Source organism: Hwanghaeella grinnelliae (assembly GCF_004005845.1).
GTDB classification, from domain to species: Bacteria; Pseudomonadota; Alphaproteobacteria; order UBA8366; family Aestuariispiraceae; genus Hwanghaeella; species Hwanghaeella grinnelliae.
On sequence record NZ_SADE01000002.1, the window covers coordinates 1,199,251 to 1,215,896 of the forward strand.

Below are 16,646 nucleotides of genomic sequence, written 5' to 3' on the forward strand. Positions count from 1 at the left end.
CATGGTGGCTGTTGTGAGTATCCGCGCCGGGTCACCGGTAAGCGGGTCAAGGATTACCCCCTCGTTCGGCTGCAATCAATCGGACGGTTGGGCGTATTCGGCGTATCGACCGCCAGTGCCAGGCGGGGACCGGCATCAAGAAAGCCGATGGAGGAAAGCAATGAAACCGAGTGTGAAGACCTTTTTCGACGAAGCGACCTTTACCGCGTCGCATGTGGTGTGGGACCCGACGACAAAGCATGCCGCGATTATCGATTCCGTTAAGGATTACGATCCGAAATCGGGCCGAACCTCGACGACATCAGCCGATGCGTTGATCGCTTTTGTGAAAGCGGAAGGGTTGAACATCGAATGGATCCTGGAAACCCATGTCCATGCCGATCATCTGACCGCCGCCCCTTATCTGAAGGCTGCCTTGGGTGGGAAAACCGGTATCGGTGCGCGCATCGACGTGGTCCAAGGGGTCTTCAAGACGGTCTTCAACGTGGAAGACTCCTTCGCGACGGATGGGCGGCAGTTCGATCATCTCTTCCAAGACGGCGAGGTCTTCCACATCGGTGAGATGGAGGCGACCGTGATCCACACGCCGGGCCATACGCCGGCCTGTGCGACCTACGTTATCGGCGATGCCGCCTTTGTCGGGGATACGCTGTTCATGCCGGACTTCGGCACCGCCCGCTGCGACTTTCCCGGCGGCGACGCGCGTCAGCTTTATCAATCGATCAAGAAGATCCTGTCCCTGCCGACCGAAACCCGCCTTTTCATGTGTCACGATTATGCACCGGGCGGGCGTGATTATGTGTGGGAAACCACCGTCGGTGCTCAGCGCGAAAGCAACATCCACGTCAATGACAGCGTCGATGAGGATGCCTTCGTCAAGATGCGGACGGAACGCGACGCGAAATTGGATATGCCGGTCCTGATCCTGCCATCGGTGCAGGTCAATATGCGTGCGGGCGATTTGCCGCCGCCGGAGGACAACGGCACGCGCTATCTGAAAATTCCGCTCGACGCTCTTTGATCGACACCCATTGAGCAGACCAGACGGAATCGGAGGAAACGAGTCATGAAAATCAATACTGTTGATACGGAACTCAGTGTCTCGCCGCAAATCGCGGCGACGGATATCGCGCAAATCGCGCGGGCGGGGTTCAAGACGATTGTCTGCAACCGCCCAGACGGCGAAGGCAACGATCAGCCGCTGTTCCATGAAATCGAGGAAACCGCGAAGAAGGCGGGGCTTGAATGCCATTACCTGCCGGTCGAAAGCGGCAAGGTACTGGACGAAGACGCCGAAGCCTTCGGCAAATTGCTCGATAGCGCACCCAAGCCGGTTTTCGCTTATTGCCGGACAGGCACGCGGTCGATCACGCTTTGGTCGCTCAGCCGGGCTGGAAAGGTCGAGTTGCCGGAAATTCTGACGAAGGCCAAAAAGGCCGGATACGACATGTCCGGCGTGGTGCGGCGCGTTGCGAATAAGGGCAAGACGCCAAGCAATGCGGTCGACGGTAAATTCGACGTCGTCATCGTCGGGGCCGGCGCGGCGGGTGTCTCCGTTGCCTCCTCAATCCTGTCGCGGGCGCCGGATATCGACGTCGCAATCGTCGACCCGGCCGATATCCACTACTATCAGCCGGGCTGGACCTTGGTCGGCGGCGGCGTTTTCCAGGCGGATGAAACGGTCCGGACTCTGTCCTCGGTTCTTCCCAGCAACGTCCATTGGATCAAATCCGCGGTTGCCGCCTTCGAACCGGAAAAGAACACGGTTCTGCTCGAAGGGTGCCGGGTGATCGAATATGGCCGGTTGGTCGTTTGTCCGGGCCTGAAGCTGGACTGGCACAAAATCGACGGGCTCGACGATACGCTCGGGAAGAATGGTGTCACGTCGAACTACCGTTTCGACTTGGCCCCCTATACCTGGAAACTGGTCAGCGGCATGCGCGAAGGGACGGCACTGTTCACACAGCCGCCGATGCCGATCAAATGCGCCGGGGCGCCGCAGAAGGCGATGTATCTGTCGGCCGACCATTGGCACCGCCAGGGCGTGCTGAAGAATATTGATATCGGCTTCTATAACGCCGGCGGTGCGCTCTTCGGTGTGAAGGAATACGTTCCGGCCTTGATGGAGTATGTCGAGAAGTACAACGCCAACCTGATGTTCAGCCATAACCTGACCGCCATCGACGGACCGGCCAAGAAAGCCTGGTTCACGAAGACGGACGGTGACGGTAATACGGAAACGATCGAAAAGTCCTTCGACATGATTCATGTCTGTCCGCCGCAATGCGCGCCGGACTTCATCCGGGTCAGCCCCTTGGCAGACCAAGCTGGTTGGGTGGATGTCGATCAGAATACGCTGCGGCACAAGACGTATGAAAACATCTGGAGCTTGGGCGATGTGATGAACGCGCCCAATGCGAAGACAGCGGCCGCGGCGCGGATGCAGGCGCCGATCGTTGCCCAGAACATCCTGACCGATATGGGGCGCGGGCCGGGCGTCGCCCATTACGACGGCTATGGGTCCTGCCCTCTGACGGTGGAACGCGGCAAGATCGTCCTCGCGGAATTCGGTTATGGCGGCAAGTTGCTGCCAAGCTTTCCGACATGGCTGATCAACGGCAAACGGCCGAGCCGCCTTGCTTGGTTGCTGAAGGAAAAGATTCTGCCGCCGGTCTATTGGGAAGGCATGTTGCGCGGCCGCGAATGGTTGGTGAAGCCGAAGGTCGCGAAACCGGAAATCGTCAACTAACCCTTACGCGTTGGATATATTCGGAATGATTGAGCGGGTCCTGCCCTGCATCGGCTGGCTGCGCCGTTACGATGCGGAAGCTTTCCACGGCGACGCCTTGGCGGCGGTTATCGTCACCATCATGTTGATCCCGCAAAGCTTGGCCTATGCCTTGCTTGCCGGGTTGCCGCCGGAAGTCGGCCTGTACGCCAGCATGTTGCCTTTGGCGGGCTATGCGCTGTTCGGGTCGTCGAACGCGCTGGCCGTGGGGCCGGTCGCGGTGGTGTCCCTGATGACCGCGGCGGCGATCGGGAATGTCGCGGCGAACGGCAATGTGGACTATGCCTCGGCGGCGCTGGCGCTGGCCTTGATGTCGGGTGTGTTCTTGTTGGCGATGGGGCTTTTGCGGCTCGGCTTCCTGGCCAGCCTGCTCAGCCATTCCGTGATTTCGGGTTTCATCACCGCGTCGGGGCTGCTGATCGCCACCAGTCAGCTCAAGCATATTCTGGGGGTCAGCGCATCCGGGCATAACATGCTGGAACTTGTGCAATCGCTGATCGCCCATGCGGGGGAGGCGAACGTTCCGACCTTGGTGATCGGCGTCTTGGCGACGGCCTTTCTGTTCTGGGTTCGCGCGAAACTCAAACCGATGCTCAAGTCCTTGGGCTTTGGCCCGGTCATGGCGGATGCCCTGGCCAAAGCAGGCCCGGTCGCGGCGGTAATCGTCACGATCCTGGCGGTCGAATTTCTGGGACTGGATGGGGATGGGGTGAAGGTGGTCGGGGCGATCCCGCAAGGACTGCCGCCATTCTCGGTCCCCCCGGTCGATATCGACCTATGGCGGGAATTGATGCCGTCGGCGATCCTGATCTCGATCATCGGATTCGTGGAATCCGTTTCCGTCGCCCAGACATTGGCCGCCAAACGGCGGGAGAGGATCTATCCGAACCGCGAATTGCTCGGGCTCGGCGCCGCGAATGTGGCGGCGGCTGTCAGCGGCGGCTATCCGGTGACGGGCGGGTTCGCGCGGTCGGTCGTTAATTTCGACGCCGGCGCGCGCACGCCGCTGGCGGGTGTGATGACGGCGGTGGGGATTGGATTGACGGCGATGTTCCTGACGCCGCTGTTCCATCAACTGCCGAAGGCGACCTTAGCGGCGACCATCGTCGTGGCGGTCTTGTCGCTGGTCGACCTGGGGGCGCTACGCCGCACGTGGAACTACTCGAAGATGGACTTCGCCGCCATGGCCGCGACCATCGTGATGGTTCTCGGCATGGGGGTGGAAATCGGGATCATCACCGGTGTCGGCCTGTCGTTGGTTCTATTCCTGGGCCGTACCGCCCGCCCGCATTTTGCCGTGGTGGGGCAGGTGCCGGGCACGCATCACTTCCGAAACGTGAAACGGCATGAAGTGATCACCAGCGGGAAAGTCTTGAGTGTGCGGGTCGATGAAAGTCTGTACTTCGCCAATTCGCGCTGGTTGGAAGACATGCTGTACGACATGGCGATCTCTAGCCCGACGGTAAAGCATGTGGTGTTGATCTGTTCGGCCGTGAACGCGATCGATTCCAGCGCGCTTGAAGGGTTGGAAGGGTTGAGCGATCGGCTCGATGCCGCCGGTGTGACCTTCCACCTGTCGGAAGTCAAAGGCCCGGTCATGGATAAGTTGAAGAAGACGGAATTCCTCGCCCATTTGACCGGCGCCATTTTCCTCAGCCAGCATGACGCGATGGCGGCCTTGGATCCCGAAGCGACGGCGGCGGCGGAAAAAGGCGAACGATTACCCGGCTCGCGCAGCCGACATACTGCCTGAACCCGGGCTAGTTCGGGTCGCCGGCCGGGCGGAAAAACCTAGTGACGGACAGGATGCGGTCCAGCCCGACGGCGAACAGCAGCAGCAGCAAGGGGTCGACCGGAAGGCGGTATTTCGGCGACATGACGGGGCCGGTCACCAACAGGAAATACAGTATCAAAGCGGTAAGTAAGCCGGCGGTGACGGCATCGCGTTTGAACAGTGTGATAAGACCGTATGCGCCGAGTAGGTTCACCAGTAGAAGTGTCAGGGCTGACGCGGCCACGAGGGCGAAATACAGCAGATTTTTCTGGTGGCCGAGGAAGGACAGAATTTTTTCCTTAGTCCCGCCCGCTTGGTCATAGAAGCTGCCGCTAACCAATTCCCGAACACGCGGATCGACCATGATTGAGGGGGCGGAGAGATTGACGATGGCGCCCTCCAGCCAGGCCTGGACAATGGTCCCGACGCCGGTCTTTGACATTTCAGCAAAGGCCAGTTCGGTCTTGTTGGCGGATATTTCGAATTTCTGCTCTATGCCGTCGACGGTGCGTTCAGAATAGTTCTGCTCGTATATAGCCCGGAGATCGGCAATCGCCCGCTCCCGTGGTGTGCCCTCCGCCTTGGCGATGACAACCGGCGCCACCCAATACAGCATGTGCTGTCCTGTCTGCGCGGTCAGACTATAGGAATCGTAGACCGTGGCGTTACGAACCAGCAGCGGGGCAATGCACAGACTGCCCGCGACAAGGAAAGCCAGCCCGCCCAGAACCCCCTCGCGCCACTTCGACTGAAAGGCGGCGATCAAGACAAAGCAAACGGGAATGCAGAACAACAAAGGATACAGGACCGAACGGGTGGCCAAGGCCAGGCCGAAACACAGACCGGCAAAAAGGGCATCTCTGAAATGGAAGGTTCTAAGATGTTTGAGGCCCAGATAAACAGCCAATGTCAGGAAAAACAGGAATACCGTTTCGGTCAGCAGCAGGCCGGAAAAAATAATCATTCCAGGGCAAAGGGCCGCGGCCAGCCCCGCGAAGACACCGGCGCGGCGGCTGTAGGTCACACCCATCTTGAACATGATCGCGCAGGTCGCGGTGTCCAGAACCGCCTGGCTCAGCAGTACGGCGGTCGGCACGTCCCCGAAAACCGCCCGGATGCCGAGGATCATATAGGGGTATAAAGGCATCCGTTCGGTTTCCGGGATCAGGGTGCCGTCTATGATCGTGCGATAGAAGCCGCCCAGATCGGCGATGTTTGATGCCGTCGCCCAATAGATTTTGGCGTCTTCGAGGAAGGTCAGATCGGGTCGAGCGGACATCAGGACGACGTTGATCAACCGCAAAACCAGCGCCAGTCCGGTGACGAGCAGAAGGGCCTGCCGCTCCGTAAGGCCGTCCAATTGCTTCAACACGCTGTTCATGGGACCCGGCGCCTATGCCTGAACAAGGGTTGATGTTTCGGCCTCGAACCGGGCGATTGCCGTCTCGAGACTGAATGTAGCGGGCAGAAGACTGTCACGGGGAAGAGTGCCTGTCGGTTTCGTCCAATCCTTCAGGCGCATGACGAATTCGTCCCAATCCTTGGAAACCGCGACACAATCCGGTTCTGCAAGACGGGCGACCTCGTGGATAGCGCCGCTTGTATGTGTTGCCAGAACAGGTGTGCCGCAAGCAAGCGCTTCAAGGGCGGCGTTCGGCATGCCTTCCCAGCGGGACGGCAAAGCGAAAAGGTCCGCCGATGCCAGGATGGTCCAAGGTTGTTTGACGAAACCCGCGAAGTCGACGCGGTCCGAGATGCCCAGTTCCGTCGCCAGATTAAGCAAGCGGTCGTGTTCCGGCCCCGTGCCCAGAATCGTCAAATGTGTTCCGGCCGCGCAATCGGCAAAGGCATTCAACAGTCGGTCGAAACCTTTTTGCGCGGTAAGGCGGCCGGCGGCGACGATATGTATTCCATCCGCCTTGGTTGATTGCGGCTCAAGCGAATTCCGGATCGTCTGGATATCCACCGGGTTGTAGATAACCGTCGATTTGGTCGGCGCGACCCGGTGGTGCGCCTGCAACGCCTGCTCCATGGTATGGGAACTGGCGATGCATAGATCCGCGTCACGATACAGCCATTTTGACAGCGCGTAGACCAGACGATCAAAGCCCTTCATGCGGTCGTTCAATGCGTGGAGATTGGCCTCGCGGATGACGAGACGTCCGGGAAGGAATCGGCGTGCCAGCAGCAATGCGACATTCACATACCCCAAGGAAGAGAAGGTGATGTCCGGGCGTTCCCGGCGCAGGGTGGCGAACAAGGACCAAATGGCGCTGCGAAGCCGGTCCTTGTGGAGATCGATGACGGGCATCTCTTCATCCACAAGGTCCCGCAGGGGCCCGGTTCCGTTGAAAACGATCACCGTCGTGCGGTGTCCTTTCCGACGCATGCCATTGGCGAGGTGAAGGGTAACGCGTTCCGCGCCCCCGCCGGTAAAGGACGGTAGAACGAAACAGAAATGCATCGCGGTTGTACTGCTATCCGTGTGCAACGGCTTGCGAAACGGCATCGCATATCCGTTCTTGATCCTCGCCCGAGAGGTAGGGGTGGAAGGGCAGGCTCAAAACCTGTTCCGATGCCTGCTCGCTTTGATCCAACCCGGACCGGGCGAATTGTTCATACGCCGGTTGCTGATGCAGCGGGCGCGGATAGTAGACCATCGACGGGATGCCCTTCTCGGAAAGCGCGGCGACGATCGAATCCCGGTTGTCCACACGAATGGTGTATTGAGCCCAGGCCGAGGTGACGTCTTCCGGGACGACCGGCGTTTTTACGATGTTGGAAAGCCGTTGCTCATACCGCGCGGCGACCTTCTGACGGGACGCCAACTCGTCGTCGAAGATGTCCAGCTTCGACAGCAGGATCGCGGCCTGCATGGTATCCATACGGGCGTTCAGACCGATGCGGACAATATCGTATTTGGCGTCACCCTTGCCGTGCGCCCGGATCGAAGCGCAGCGGTGAGCGATTTCGTCGTTATCGGTCAGAAGCGCGCCGCCATCGCCGAAACATCCAAGCGGTTTGGCTGGGAAAAAGCTGACCGCGGTGATGTCGGCAAGGGTGCCGACACGGCCGTCCGGGGTGCTCGCGCCATAGCTCTGCGCGGCATCGCCGATCAAGGCCAGTCCGTGCTCGTCGGCAAGGCTGCGCAACGCGCCATAGGGCGCCGGCAGGCCATACAGGTCGACGGCAAGGATCGCCTTTGCCGCGACCTTGCCCTCGTCCGCCAGTTCCGCCAGGGTCCGTGCCGCCGCTGCCGGGCAGATGTTGTAGGTAACCGGATCGATATCGACGAAGACCGGGGTCGCCCCCAGCAGTTGGACCACTTCGGCCGTGGCGGGAAAGGTGAAGGCCGGGACCAGCACGCCGTCCCCCGGGCCGATATCGATCGCCATCATGGCCATCAACAAAGCGTCGGTTCCGCTGGAACAACTGATTGTATGGCGCGCGCCGCAATGGGCGCTCAACCGATCCTCAAGCTCCTTGATCTCCGGCCCCATGATAAACCGTCCATGGTCCAGCACCTTGGCGATCCGCGCGTCGACATCGGTCCGAATGCGGGAAAGTTGGGTTTTTAGATCGACAAAGGGAATCGTGCTCATGTCGGTATCCTAGGATTAAGTGATCGTGAGAAGGAAAAGGGTCATAAAAGGGTCAGGCCGTCGGGGCCGACGGAATAACGTTCGCCGGTCGAGGGGCAGACCAGATCTTCCCCCAGCCGGTCGCCATTGCGCGAGACCCAGCCGGCTTGCCTGGCCGGGTTGCCCAAGACGAGTGCATGGTCGGGGACGTCTTTCGTGACTACCGCACCGGCGCCGATCATCGCATACCGGCCGATCACCGTTCCACAGACAACCGTGGCGTTCGCGCCGATGGACGCCCCTTTCTTGACCAGGGTCGGCAGAAATTCGCTTTTGCGGTTCACGAAGGCACGCGGCGTCAGCACATTTGTGAAAACCATGCTGGGGCCGCAGAAGACATCGTCCTCCAGGGTCACACCTTTGTAGATCGACACATTGTTCTGGATTTTACAGTCGGACCCGATCGAAACGTTCGGCCCGACGCTGGCGTTTTGACCGAACACGCAGTTCTCACCGATCTTGACCGCCGATAAAATGTGAGAGAAATGCCAGATCTTCGTGCCCGCGCCGATTTCCACATCGGCGTCGACCACGGCGGTTTCGTGGACAAAATAGCCGGTATCGGTCATGGCGTGCCGTCCAAATCCCAGGCCAGTGCCGGTTTTGTCGTTTCACCCGTCCGCAAGGCTCGCTCGCAGGCATCCAGAACGGCCAGTACCCGCAATCCTTCAGCGGCGTCCGAGCGCGGCCTTGTGCCGTTCGTGATGCAGTCAAGGAAGTGCTGGCATTCGTTTCGAAGCGGTTCCGAGCGCTCATACGGGATGGGCGTCGCATCGGCTTTTTCGATCTCGGGAAGGCTTTCGTTCCAACCGATACGATGGTCATAGAGAACCAGTTTCCCGTCCTCGGCCTGTGTGTCGTCGAACACCGCCATTCCCTTGGTACCGACGACGACAAGTTTCTGGTCTTTGAACGGGTGAAGCCAGGAGACGAAGATATGCGCTTGCACCCCGTCCGAAAAATCCATGTGCGTCAGCGATGTGTCGGCGACCGGGGGATACAGCCAGGTGCCGCCATTGGAGACGATCCGGGACGGCATTTCGCCGATCAGGGATAGCAGCATCGAGATATCGTGCGGCGCGAAAGACCAAAGGGCGTTTTCCTCGTTTCGAATGCGCCCAAGGTTCGTCCTGTTCGAATAGGCATACCGGATGTCGCCCAACCCGCCCTGCGCGACGAAATCTTGCAGCGCGATGAAAGCCGGATGATAGAGCAATAGATGGCCGACCATCAGGGTCAGGCCGCGCTCCTCCGCAAGCAGCCTCAGCTGTTTCCCCTCTTCCAAGTCGAGGCAGAGAGGCTTTTCGGCAAAAACATGCTTTCCGGACTGAAGGGCGGCGCGGGCGATCTCACCATGGGTCGCGCCGGGGCTGGAGATAACGACACCGTCGATATCCGGATCGTCCAGAATGGCCTGCAGGTCCGGTTGGGCCGCCACGCCGTCATACTGTGAAACCATCGCCGACAGTCTTTCGGTGTCCGGGTCGCAAACCGACCGCAGCGCGCCCAGAGCATGAAAATTGCGCACGTGGTTCTTACCCCAGCCACCCGCGCCGATAACCGCTACATTAGGCACTTTCTTCATCTCTGTACTCCGGCAATTGACTGCAATAAATCGAGCTCCCGCGCCATGCGGTCGTCCCAGCCCGGCAGTGTCTCAGATACTTTCTGCATGGCTTCCATGCGGCTCAACCGCTCCGATGGGTTGCGGTGCAGCCGTGTGATCGCTTCGGCCAAGGCATCGATGTCGCCCGCGTCCGGAATGCGGACGGCCGTGTCCGGTCCCAGAAGTTCGTCAGTGTCCGCATCGACCCCGATATCGGGTTGCGATGACGGAATAATGACACAGCGGCCCGACCGGTAGGCTTCAAGGTTCGCATTGCTGAGGTTTCCCTGCTTGTTCAGCGACACATAAATGTCAGCCAGGGATTGGACGGCGAGAATCTGATCATGAGGCAACCGGTCGATCAAAGCAAAGGCGTGGTCGGCGCCGGCATCGACGACGGCCCGCTGAATGGGTTCTTTCAGGGGGCCGGTGCCGACCATAATGGCGAACAGCCCGTCGGGGCAATCCTTGAACGCTTTCAGGAACCCGTCGGCGAATTCCTGCGCGCCCTTCATATCCGTCAGTTTCCCCACGAACAGGACGACCGTTTTCTGCGCCAGTCCGGGCGGCAGCGACGGGGGCAAGGATTGCGCCGGATCGGGATTGTCCACACCGTTCAGCAGATAGGCGACCTGCACACCTGGCCGAAGTGCCTTCGACGCCCAGGCCGGAAAACCACTGCCATCCTGTGTGCCCAGGGCCGCCGTGAAAGGCGACCGGTACAGCCACGCCATGGCGCGCAGGACAAGGCTTTTGCTTTCAAGCGCCGTTCTCATCACCGGGTAAATGCCCATAACCCGAAACAGGGTTTTGAAATTTGTGAAGCGGGCGAGGAACCCGGCGAGCAACAGGTTGGCATTTCCGATATAGACGAGGTCCGGATTGCTGGATCGAATACGTTTGTAGACCTGAAAAGCCTGGCGGACCTCCATTAGCGCCCGGCGGGCCTTTCCCCAAAGACCTTTGCCGCAGTTGGCGGACGGGATGATATGAACCGGTGTCTTCAGCCCGTCCAGCGCCAGGGTCGCGGCTGCCGGAAAATCGCGGACGAGATGATCGTCCTTGGCGGTGAAAATGAATTCGCAGTCGATGCCCTTTTCTTCGCAAGCCTCCATCAAACGATAGACGGTCGGCACGCCGGTGGGCTTCCAGAAGCCGGACCGAAAGCTATCCTCGAAACCGGAAAAGAGGCGATAGACGAAGGTTATGCGCATGCCTGTTCCAGCGGAAGGTCTAGCGGGCATCAACCGGCCGGTCACGGTAGGGAATGCAATTGTCACCTACCTGTACCGTCTCGGCTTCATGTCTTTGCGCCCGCCAAAGGTCGATCTTCTCGACCGACGTGCCCGCCGGCGTTGTCCACCAGATCGGATGGGTCAGAAGCTGCAGGGCTTTGCCGGCGGCCGCGGCCTCATGATCCATCGGATGTCCGAAGCGCCACGCGCCCCGTGAATCCGAACAATAGCCGATCCGGCTGAAATACCGGGGCATGTAGGTGTGAGAGCGGCCGGCAAGGGTGGCCGGATTGTCCAACCATTCCGGGGCCGGTCTGTGGAAGCTGATCAGGTTGACCGCCCGGCCGGTGAGGTCGGATAGCAGGCCACATTCGGCGCCCGCTGCTTCTTCGAGTGCGTCCGGCGCATAGCATGAGACGTCGAAATGCAATTCCACCGCATGTCCCAGCGCAATGATCCGTTGCAGCGCGGCGCGGCCCTCACGGGTGACGAGATTGTAAAACGGATTGGTGAGCATGACGAAATAGGTCGCCGCGATGCCAAGCGCCGCCTCCGTTTCCGCAAGCGTGGTGGCGAGGTCTATCGAGAAATCGACGTCATGCCGCGCGATGACATGGCGCGCGTCCTCCTCCGCGGCGTCAAAGCCGACAAAGGCATATCCGCGGTCGTGAAACGCACCGACCAGCGCCCGGTAGGCGTCGATGTCCATCTCGGTTCCGGTGTCAGTCACAGGCAAGATCCAACAGGCGATTGTAGAAGGGCCACAATGGCGCGGTCGTTTGATTGTTGTGATACAGGAACACGAATTGGCCCTGGTACCGTTTGCATTGATCGATGACCGCGCGGCATTCTTCAAGCGCTTCGTCGATGCTCATGGAGCGATATTTGCCGCCGAAAAAGCCGAAGTCGAGAACGGCGGTGGAGGCTTGGCGCAGGGAGAGCGTCTTGCGCTGACGCAGGCTGTAGGCCGGGACCGCATGGGCAGAACCGGTGCGGAAGCCGCTTTTCTCGGGATAGCCGAGCGTCAGGTCCAGATCCATTCCCATCCGGTCCCAAATCTCTGCGGTCACGCCTGTCTTGTAATGCAGAACATGCTGCCGGCCTTCCAGGACCGGAACACCGGCCAGGGCTTCCAGATCCCGGCGTTGCCGGGCCCATTCCTCTTCGTCGTCCCAGGTTTGGAATCCGGGATGATAGCCAAGCCGGTGGCCGCCTTGCCGGATGCGCCGGATGACCTTACCGGTCAGCTTGGGATACTTGGCCGCATAGGGCGCGTCCATCGGGTCCAATGTGGGGCCCATGAAGTAGAAGCGGCTTTTCAAACCGTGGTTTTCCGATGCCGCCATCAGATCCTCGATGGAGCGCCAGGGCGCGCCGGAGAAGTATCCCTCCCGCAGCCGGTTCGCCGCTTTTGAAAGGCTGCGCCGCTTGATCAGGTCGCCCATTGCCCAGCGCAGCGGTTCGTGGACGCTGTGATACCCTTTCAGCGAGTCTATGTCGTGGGTCGGAATGACATCGTAGCGGGTAGTGTATTCGGGTGTGCCGTTCAGCAATGCTGCCGCGATATCCCACGCGGCCCTGTCGGCAAGGGCCTCGCCATAGCGGCCGCAGCGCGCAACCAGGTCCGCTTCGATCGTATAGCGGCCGTAACGGTCGCCGGTCTCCGCGCCGTATTCTTCAAGCCTGGATATCAAGACGAAAATCGAGCCGATCGCATCATAGGGAAGGCGCGCTTCAATTGCAGAAGTCTCACCCGCGGGTGGGAACAACGGGGTCGTTCCCGTCTCCATTGCTGTGAGGTCTTCGAGGGCTTTCCGGTTTGGAAGCAGATCGCCTTTGTCGCCGATCGTGACACAGGCCGGGAAGGCAACCGCCGGAATGGTCAGAATGGCGTCGTCGGGGGCGTCGGCGCCATAGTGAAGCGCAACTTCCGCCCCGTCATCGAAACGCAGCGGAAACATGGCTTCCAGAAAGCGGCAGACATGGTCCAGCTCAGGCCGGAAGGCTTGCAGTTCCGGTGCCGTGGAAAGGCGTATTGAGCGTTTTTCCGTCATCGGGTTTGAGGCCCCCGGCCCGGACGGCCTTGATGGTCCAAACCGTGATCTTGCAGATAGCTTTCGCATCGCAGGGCGACCCCGCTTCGGAAACCGCGCCGGTCAAAAAGGGCGCGGCTATAGGGGCGATAGGCGAGGGTGGAGATCACGTCGGTCCAATACAGAAAAACCTGGCGATCCATGCGCCGCCAAGCATCCCGGCCGAAGGGCGCCGTAAGACACTTTCCAAGAAATCGCATGGGTCTCGTCCAGGGTGGGGTCACGAATTCCGGATGGCGCATCGGTTGCCAGACCGACCCAAGGTTCAAATCCGCCAAGGTGTCGACATACAGTTTTTGGCGGCGCTTCAAACGCCACGGGACACTCTGCCAAAAGTCCAAGAAGATCTTGTGCCACAGCGGCAGCCGCCATTCGTGGCCAAGATGTTCGTAGACGCGCTGACCGGAAATGACGAATTTCGTCTGACGCGCTTCGAACTCCAGATATTCATAGAGGGACCGGCTGTCCATGGTGTCCAGCTCTTCGCTGCTGAACCGTTCGTGCAGTGACGCGAACAGGCGATCCCGGATCGCGGCGTCGTTGCCTGCCGTATGCAGGTCTTTCCACAGGCTGTAGTGCTTTGTCACCTGTGCCTGGATCGCGCGGTCGGCCGAGCCATTGCCGGCGGCGTCCTGGAACAGTTTGTCCGGGATGTGACCGCCGGAAATATAGTCGCCGGAATTGCCGTTGATGAAGACTGCGTCCTCCGGAACGCTGTTCATGGTCTTCAGCATGGAGACGGCATAAAAATCCTGAAGGAAGGGAAGAGACCCACAGGTATCCGACACTTCCATATAACGGTGAAAATCCGACGAGTCGGAGAAACGTCTGATGTCCGACGGCGAATACGGCACGAAAATCCAAGGAATACCCATCTGGTCCGCAATCTTCTGCGATGCCTGGGCTTCGAAATTCCCGGGTCGGCCATAGGCATAAGCCGTAACGTTTTTATGCCCGTTTTCCACCAAGCCGGACACGACAAGGCGGGAGTCCAATCCTGCGGAGAGGGGGACGAAAACCGGTCTGTCTTTCAGCTCTTCGGCCAAATCGCCAAACACGTCATGGATCGCGTCCGCCAAGCGGGATTGCCAGGTCTGATCCTCCGCCGTGTCGTCGGCCGCCACGGGCAGATAGTGGTAATAGCGCTGGAACGCTACCTTGCCCGTTCTGTGGTCGATGCAGGCAATCTCCCCAGCGCGCAGCTGCTCAAGGCCTGCATACAGCGTCTCACGGCCCGCCGTATAGCCGGCCATCGCGATTTGCAGTCCCGCATGCTCGTCGATCTCCGCAAGGCCAAGCGTTTTGCGCAGAACGTTGCCTGATTGTCCGATGACAATCTTGGCGTTCTGCGCACCGATGAGAAGCGGGATCGAGCGGACATGGTCCGTCATCGCGACAGTCACATCGCGGTTCTGCAGAACGAATGCGAAATTACCGCTGACCGAACCAAGCCAATCCGCGCAGGCGTCGAATGCCCCATCCGTGGTCAGGCCTTCCAGAAGCGCCGCGGGCGACCGCGTTGCATGGCCCTTCTGCCAGATTGTTCCGTGATCATTGTCTTGCTTCGACCAGCCGAGATCGGCGTCGAACAAAAGCGATGGCGCCAACATCCCGGTCATGATCCGCCACGCGCCAGTCGATACGCTTGCGCCCACCGGTACAGGCCGGTTGATTTGCTAACGCGCCAATAGACCTGCTGCTCCCCCCCGAAGGCACGGAAATAGCGTTCGATCGGGGCATGCATCGAGCCTTCGAAGTCGAAACCCTCGGCGTTTTTCGCGGCGGTCTGAATGGCGTTCCATAACAGCAGGCTCATCGCGCCGTTTGTCCGTGTTTCGGGGTCGGTTCCGCCATGAACGTAGTAAGCGCAGGCCTGATCCCAGACCAGGAACAGTGCGGCATGTGCTTGGCCGGCTTCATCCATCGCCGCCATGATCGTGCCGCATTCCCGTGCTGCCGCGGCTTCCGCAAGCGCGCCGAGAAGATCCGGGTCGGTCTTCACGGATTTCCCCTGGTTTCGATAGGTCTTGGCGTTGAGGTCCACCAAAATGTCCAAGGGTGCGTCACTGACAACGGTCAGCTGTCGTTGCGCCTTTCGAATCTCGCGGCGGATGTTCTCGCGGAACATTCCCCAAACGGCATCGGTATCCGAAATGTCCTTCAGCCGGTAGGTCAGTCTTGGTTCGACGGAAAATCCGGCCTGGGTCAGGGGGTAGAAGATCTCGGCGGCGGGGTGAAAGTCCTGCTGGAAATAACCCGCCGCAGGCAGCCGTTCCAACATGTCGGCCAATGCAGCCTGCCGCCGACCCAATACCGTCGACGGTTTGCCGTCCATGGCGGCGAAGGATGGGCCGAGCCAGGGCGTCATGGGCGGCATCGTGGAAATGGTGGCGCCATAGGATCCGGCGCGCGGAACCAGATACGGAAACCTGGCGATGCTGGCGCCGTTTTCTTCTATGCAGACTTCGTCCCAGCCATTTGGGGCGGCGATATCCAGCCACCAAGGCTGATCGAAGGGGGAATTTCCAATCATGTCGACCGCTCGGGAACGTGCGCCGGCGAATTGCAGACGGCGGCGATTTCAGTCTGCAACGCGTCCGGGAGGGCGGGGGCTTTGGTCTCGGGAAAGCTGGGTGGGACCTGGCCGCGCGTGGCTGGCAGCATCGTGTGACGCGCTACAAATGCATCGACGCGCGCCAGCGTCGCAGCCGTGTCTTCAAGAAAATCTTCGTATTGAACCGACAGGAAGCGTTCGTCGGGAAGGGTGCTTGCATCAGCGGCAACCGATTTTCTGACAGCTTCGATCTGTTCGAAAACCTGTCTTACCGGATCGTCCTGGTCTGAAACCGTCAATCCGGCGGGCCGCACGGACCACCAATCGTCATAGGTCCCGTTCTCCAATTTGCGCTGGGCAAGAATGGATTGCGCGTTCCGTTCCGGATCGCGTCGAACTTCAATGAAAAGGCAGTCCGGAAAGGCCTCGTCCAGGGCTGCCATCCGGACGCTGTTGATAACGTTTTTGAAGATGACGGGCGCGTCACAGGCCTGTGTCAGGGCGGCAACCGATGCTGTCATTTGTCTTAGGCGGCCGTGCGGTATAGCACCGCGCCCGGCGGAATGTGGGTTGCGCGGAAAAAACCGATACCAGAACGCACCGCATTCGCTGGGACCATCCGGGCTTTTTGTCCTGCCGCCGGACGAGGCGAAATCGCCTGACGTCTTGCCGGGCCGCCAACCCGTGAAGGAATGCCAAAGCCCCGGTGCGGCATGCCGCGCGCAATGCCAGTTGCTGATATAACCGTATGCCCGGGCTTGAACCAGTAGCTGGTAGAACAAGGTGGTTCCGCTGCGAGGCGCGCCAATGATGAATATCGGCGGATATTTCGGATAGGTTTGGCCCGTCAGACGGCAATAGATATCCGTCTCGAAAAATCCGAGCGCCTTGTTCGAGAAATGCTTGGCAATCTTCAGCGGTTGCACCGAAGCTTGAACCTCCAGGGGAAAATACG

At 60.0% G+C, this 16,646-nt stretch carries 14 protein-coding genes; 3 read left to right on the top strand and 11 right to left on the bottom strand.

From position 1 onward, the window contains the following. Nucleotides 1–160 precede the first annotated feature (160 nt). From EOI86_RS16365 to EOI86_RS16375, 3 genes are read left to right on the top strand one after another with little or no spacing between them, the layout of a single operon-like run. Nucleotides 161–1,021, top strand: coding sequence for an MBL fold metallo-hydrolase (locus EOI86_RS16365; RefSeq protein ID WP_127766215.1), 861 nt, complete (start codon nucleotides 161–163; stop codon nucleotides 1,019–1,021). Nucleotides 1,022–1,066: 45 nt separating this feature from the next. Then, nucleotides 1,067–2,749 (top strand): bifunctional protein tyrosine phosphatase family protein/NAD(P)/FAD-dependent oxidoreductase, encoded by a 1,683-nt coding sequence (locus tag EOI86_RS16370; protein WP_127766216.1) that lies wholly within the window; start codon nucleotides 1,067–1,069, stop codon nucleotides 2,747–2,749. A gap of 25 nt (nucleotides 2,750–2,774) precedes the next feature. Continuing rightward, a complete protein-coding gene (locus tag EOI86_RS16375; RefSeq protein WP_127766217.1) occupies nucleotides 2,775–4,541 on the top strand; it encodes a SulP family inorganic anion transporter in 1,767 nt (588 codons plus the stop codon). Between the two features lie 7 nt (nucleotides 4,542–4,548). Here the strand turns inward: EOI86_RS16375 and EOI86_RS16380 are convergent, their stop codons facing one another. Genes EOI86_RS16380 through EOI86_RS16430 form a run of 11 tightly spaced genes read right to left on the bottom strand, consistent with a single transcriptional unit; the run spans nucleotide 4,549 to nucleotide 16,617 of the window. After that, nucleotides 4,549–5,943 carry an ArnT family glycosyltransferase gene (locus EOI86_RS16380; protein ID WP_127766218.1) on the bottom strand — a complete coding sequence of 465 codons (1,395 nt, stop codon included), beginning with the start codon at nucleotides 5,941–5,943 and terminating at the stop codon, nucleotides 4,549–4,551. Between the two features lie 12 nt (nucleotides 5,944–5,955). Continuing rightward, entirely contained in the window at nucleotides 5,956–7,071 is a 1,116-nt protein-coding gene (locus EOI86_RS16385; protein ID WP_127766219.1) for a glycosyltransferase, read from the bottom strand. After that, a complete protein-coding gene (locus tag EOI86_RS16390) occupies nucleotides 7,040–8,164 on the bottom strand; it encodes a DegT/DnrJ/EryC1/StrS family aminotransferase (RefSeq protein WP_127766220.1) in 1,125 nt (374 codons plus the stop codon). The genes EOI86_RS16385 and EOI86_RS16390 overlap by 32 nt, the downstream gene beginning before the upstream one ends. 41 nt (nucleotides 8,165–8,205) lie before the next feature. Beyond that, entirely contained in the window at nucleotides 8,206–8,772 is a 567-nt protein-coding gene (locus tag EOI86_RS16395; RefSeq protein ID WP_127766221.1) for an acyltransferase, read from the bottom strand. Continuing rightward, entirely contained in the window at nucleotides 8,769–9,788 is a 1,020-nt protein-coding gene (locus EOI86_RS16400; RefSeq protein ID WP_127766222.1) for a Gfo/Idh/MocA family protein, read from the bottom strand. Before EOI86_RS16400 ends, EOI86_RS16395 begins: the two co-directional genes overlap by 4 nt. Next, on the bottom strand, nucleotides 9,785–11,023 hold the full coding sequence (locus tag EOI86_RS16405) for a glycosyltransferase (RefSeq protein WP_161973863.1): 1,239 nt from the start codon (nucleotides 11,021–11,023) through the stop codon (nucleotides 9,785–9,787). The genes EOI86_RS16400 and EOI86_RS16405 overlap by 4 nt, the downstream gene beginning before the upstream one ends. A 19-nt stretch (nucleotides 11,024–11,042) precedes the next feature. Continuing rightward, on the bottom strand, nucleotides 11,043–11,774 hold the full coding sequence (locus EOI86_RS16410) for a hypothetical protein (RefSeq protein ID WP_127766224.1): 732 nt from the start codon (nucleotides 11,772–11,774) through the stop codon (nucleotides 11,043–11,045). Further along, nucleotides 11,767–13,098, bottom strand: coding sequence for a DUF7033 domain-containing protein (locus tag EOI86_RS16415; RefSeq protein WP_127766225.1), 1,332 nt, complete (start codon nucleotides 13,096–13,098; stop codon nucleotides 11,767–11,769). The genes EOI86_RS16410 and EOI86_RS16415 overlap by 8 nt, the downstream gene beginning before the upstream one ends. Next, nucleotides 13,095–14,756: an asparagine synthase C-terminal domain-containing protein gene (locus EOI86_RS16420; RefSeq protein WP_127766226.1), complete on the bottom strand. Its 1,662-nt coding sequence runs from the start codon at nucleotides 14,754–14,756 to the stop codon at nucleotides 13,095–13,097. The genes EOI86_RS16415 and EOI86_RS16420 overlap by 4 nt, the downstream gene beginning before the upstream one ends. Next, nucleotides 14,753–15,670 (bottom strand): GNAT family N-acetyltransferase, encoded by a 918-nt coding sequence (locus EOI86_RS16425; protein WP_127766227.1) that lies wholly within the window; start codon nucleotides 15,668–15,670, stop codon nucleotides 14,753–14,755. Before EOI86_RS16425 ends, EOI86_RS16420 begins: the two co-directional genes overlap by 4 nt. Next, on the bottom strand, nucleotides 15,667–16,617 hold the full coding sequence (locus EOI86_RS16430) for a sulfotransferase family protein (protein WP_161973864.1): 951 nt from the start codon (nucleotides 16,615–16,617) through the stop codon (nucleotides 15,667–15,669). Before EOI86_RS16430 ends, EOI86_RS16425 begins: the two co-directional genes overlap by 4 nt. Nucleotides 16,618–16,646: the final 29 nt, after the last annotated feature.

What these genes read in the sequence shown, in the direction of transcription:
- EOI86_RS16365 (WP_127766215.1), top strand. Translation starts at nt 161, where the DNA reads ATGAAACCGAGTGTGAAGACCTTTTTCGACGAAGCGACCTTTACCGCG.
- EOI86_RS16370 (WP_127766216.1), top strand. Translation starts at nt 1,067, where the DNA reads ATGAAAATCAATACTGTTGATACGGAACTCAGTGTCTCGCCGCAAATC.
- EOI86_RS16375 (WP_127766217.1), top strand. Translation starts at nt 2,775, where the DNA reads ATGATTGAGCGGGTCCTGCCCTGCATCGGCTGGCTGCGCCGTTACGAT.
- EOI86_RS16380 (WP_127766218.1), bottom strand. Translation starts at nt 5,943, where the DNA reads ATGAACAGCGTGTTGAAGCAATTGGACGGCCTTACGGAGCGGCAGGCC.
- EOI86_RS16385 (WP_127766219.1), bottom strand. Translation starts at nt 7,071, where the DNA reads ATGCCGTTTCGCAAGCCGTTGCACACGGATAGCAGTACAACCGCGATG.
- EOI86_RS16390 (WP_127766220.1), bottom strand. Translation starts at nt 8,164, where the DNA reads ATGAGCACGATTCCCTTTGTCGATCTAAAAACCCAACTTTCCCGCATT.
- EOI86_RS16395 (WP_127766221.1), bottom strand. Translation starts at nt 8,772, where the DNA reads ATGACCGATACCGGCTATTTTGTCCACGAAACCGCCGTGGTCGACGCC.
- EOI86_RS16400 (WP_127766222.1), bottom strand. Translation starts at nt 9,788, where the DNA reads ATGAAGAAAGTGCCTAATGTAGCGGTTATCGGCGCGGGTGGCTGGGGT.
- EOI86_RS16405 (WP_161973863.1), bottom strand. Translation starts at nt 11,023, where the DNA reads ATGCGCATAACCTTCGTCTATCGCCTCTTTTCCGGTTTCGAGGATAGC.
- EOI86_RS16415 (WP_127766225.1), bottom strand. Translation starts at nt 13,098, where the DNA reads ATGACGGAAAAACGCTCAATACGCCTTTCCACGGCACCGGAACTGCAA.
- EOI86_RS16420 (WP_127766226.1), bottom strand. Translation starts at nt 14,756, where the DNA reads ATGACCGGGATGTTGGCGCCATCGCTTTTGTTCGACGCCGATCTCGGC.
- EOI86_RS16425 (WP_127766227.1), bottom strand. Translation starts at nt 15,670, where the DNA reads ATGATTGGAAATTCCCCCTTCGATCAGCCTTGGTGGCTGGATATCGCC.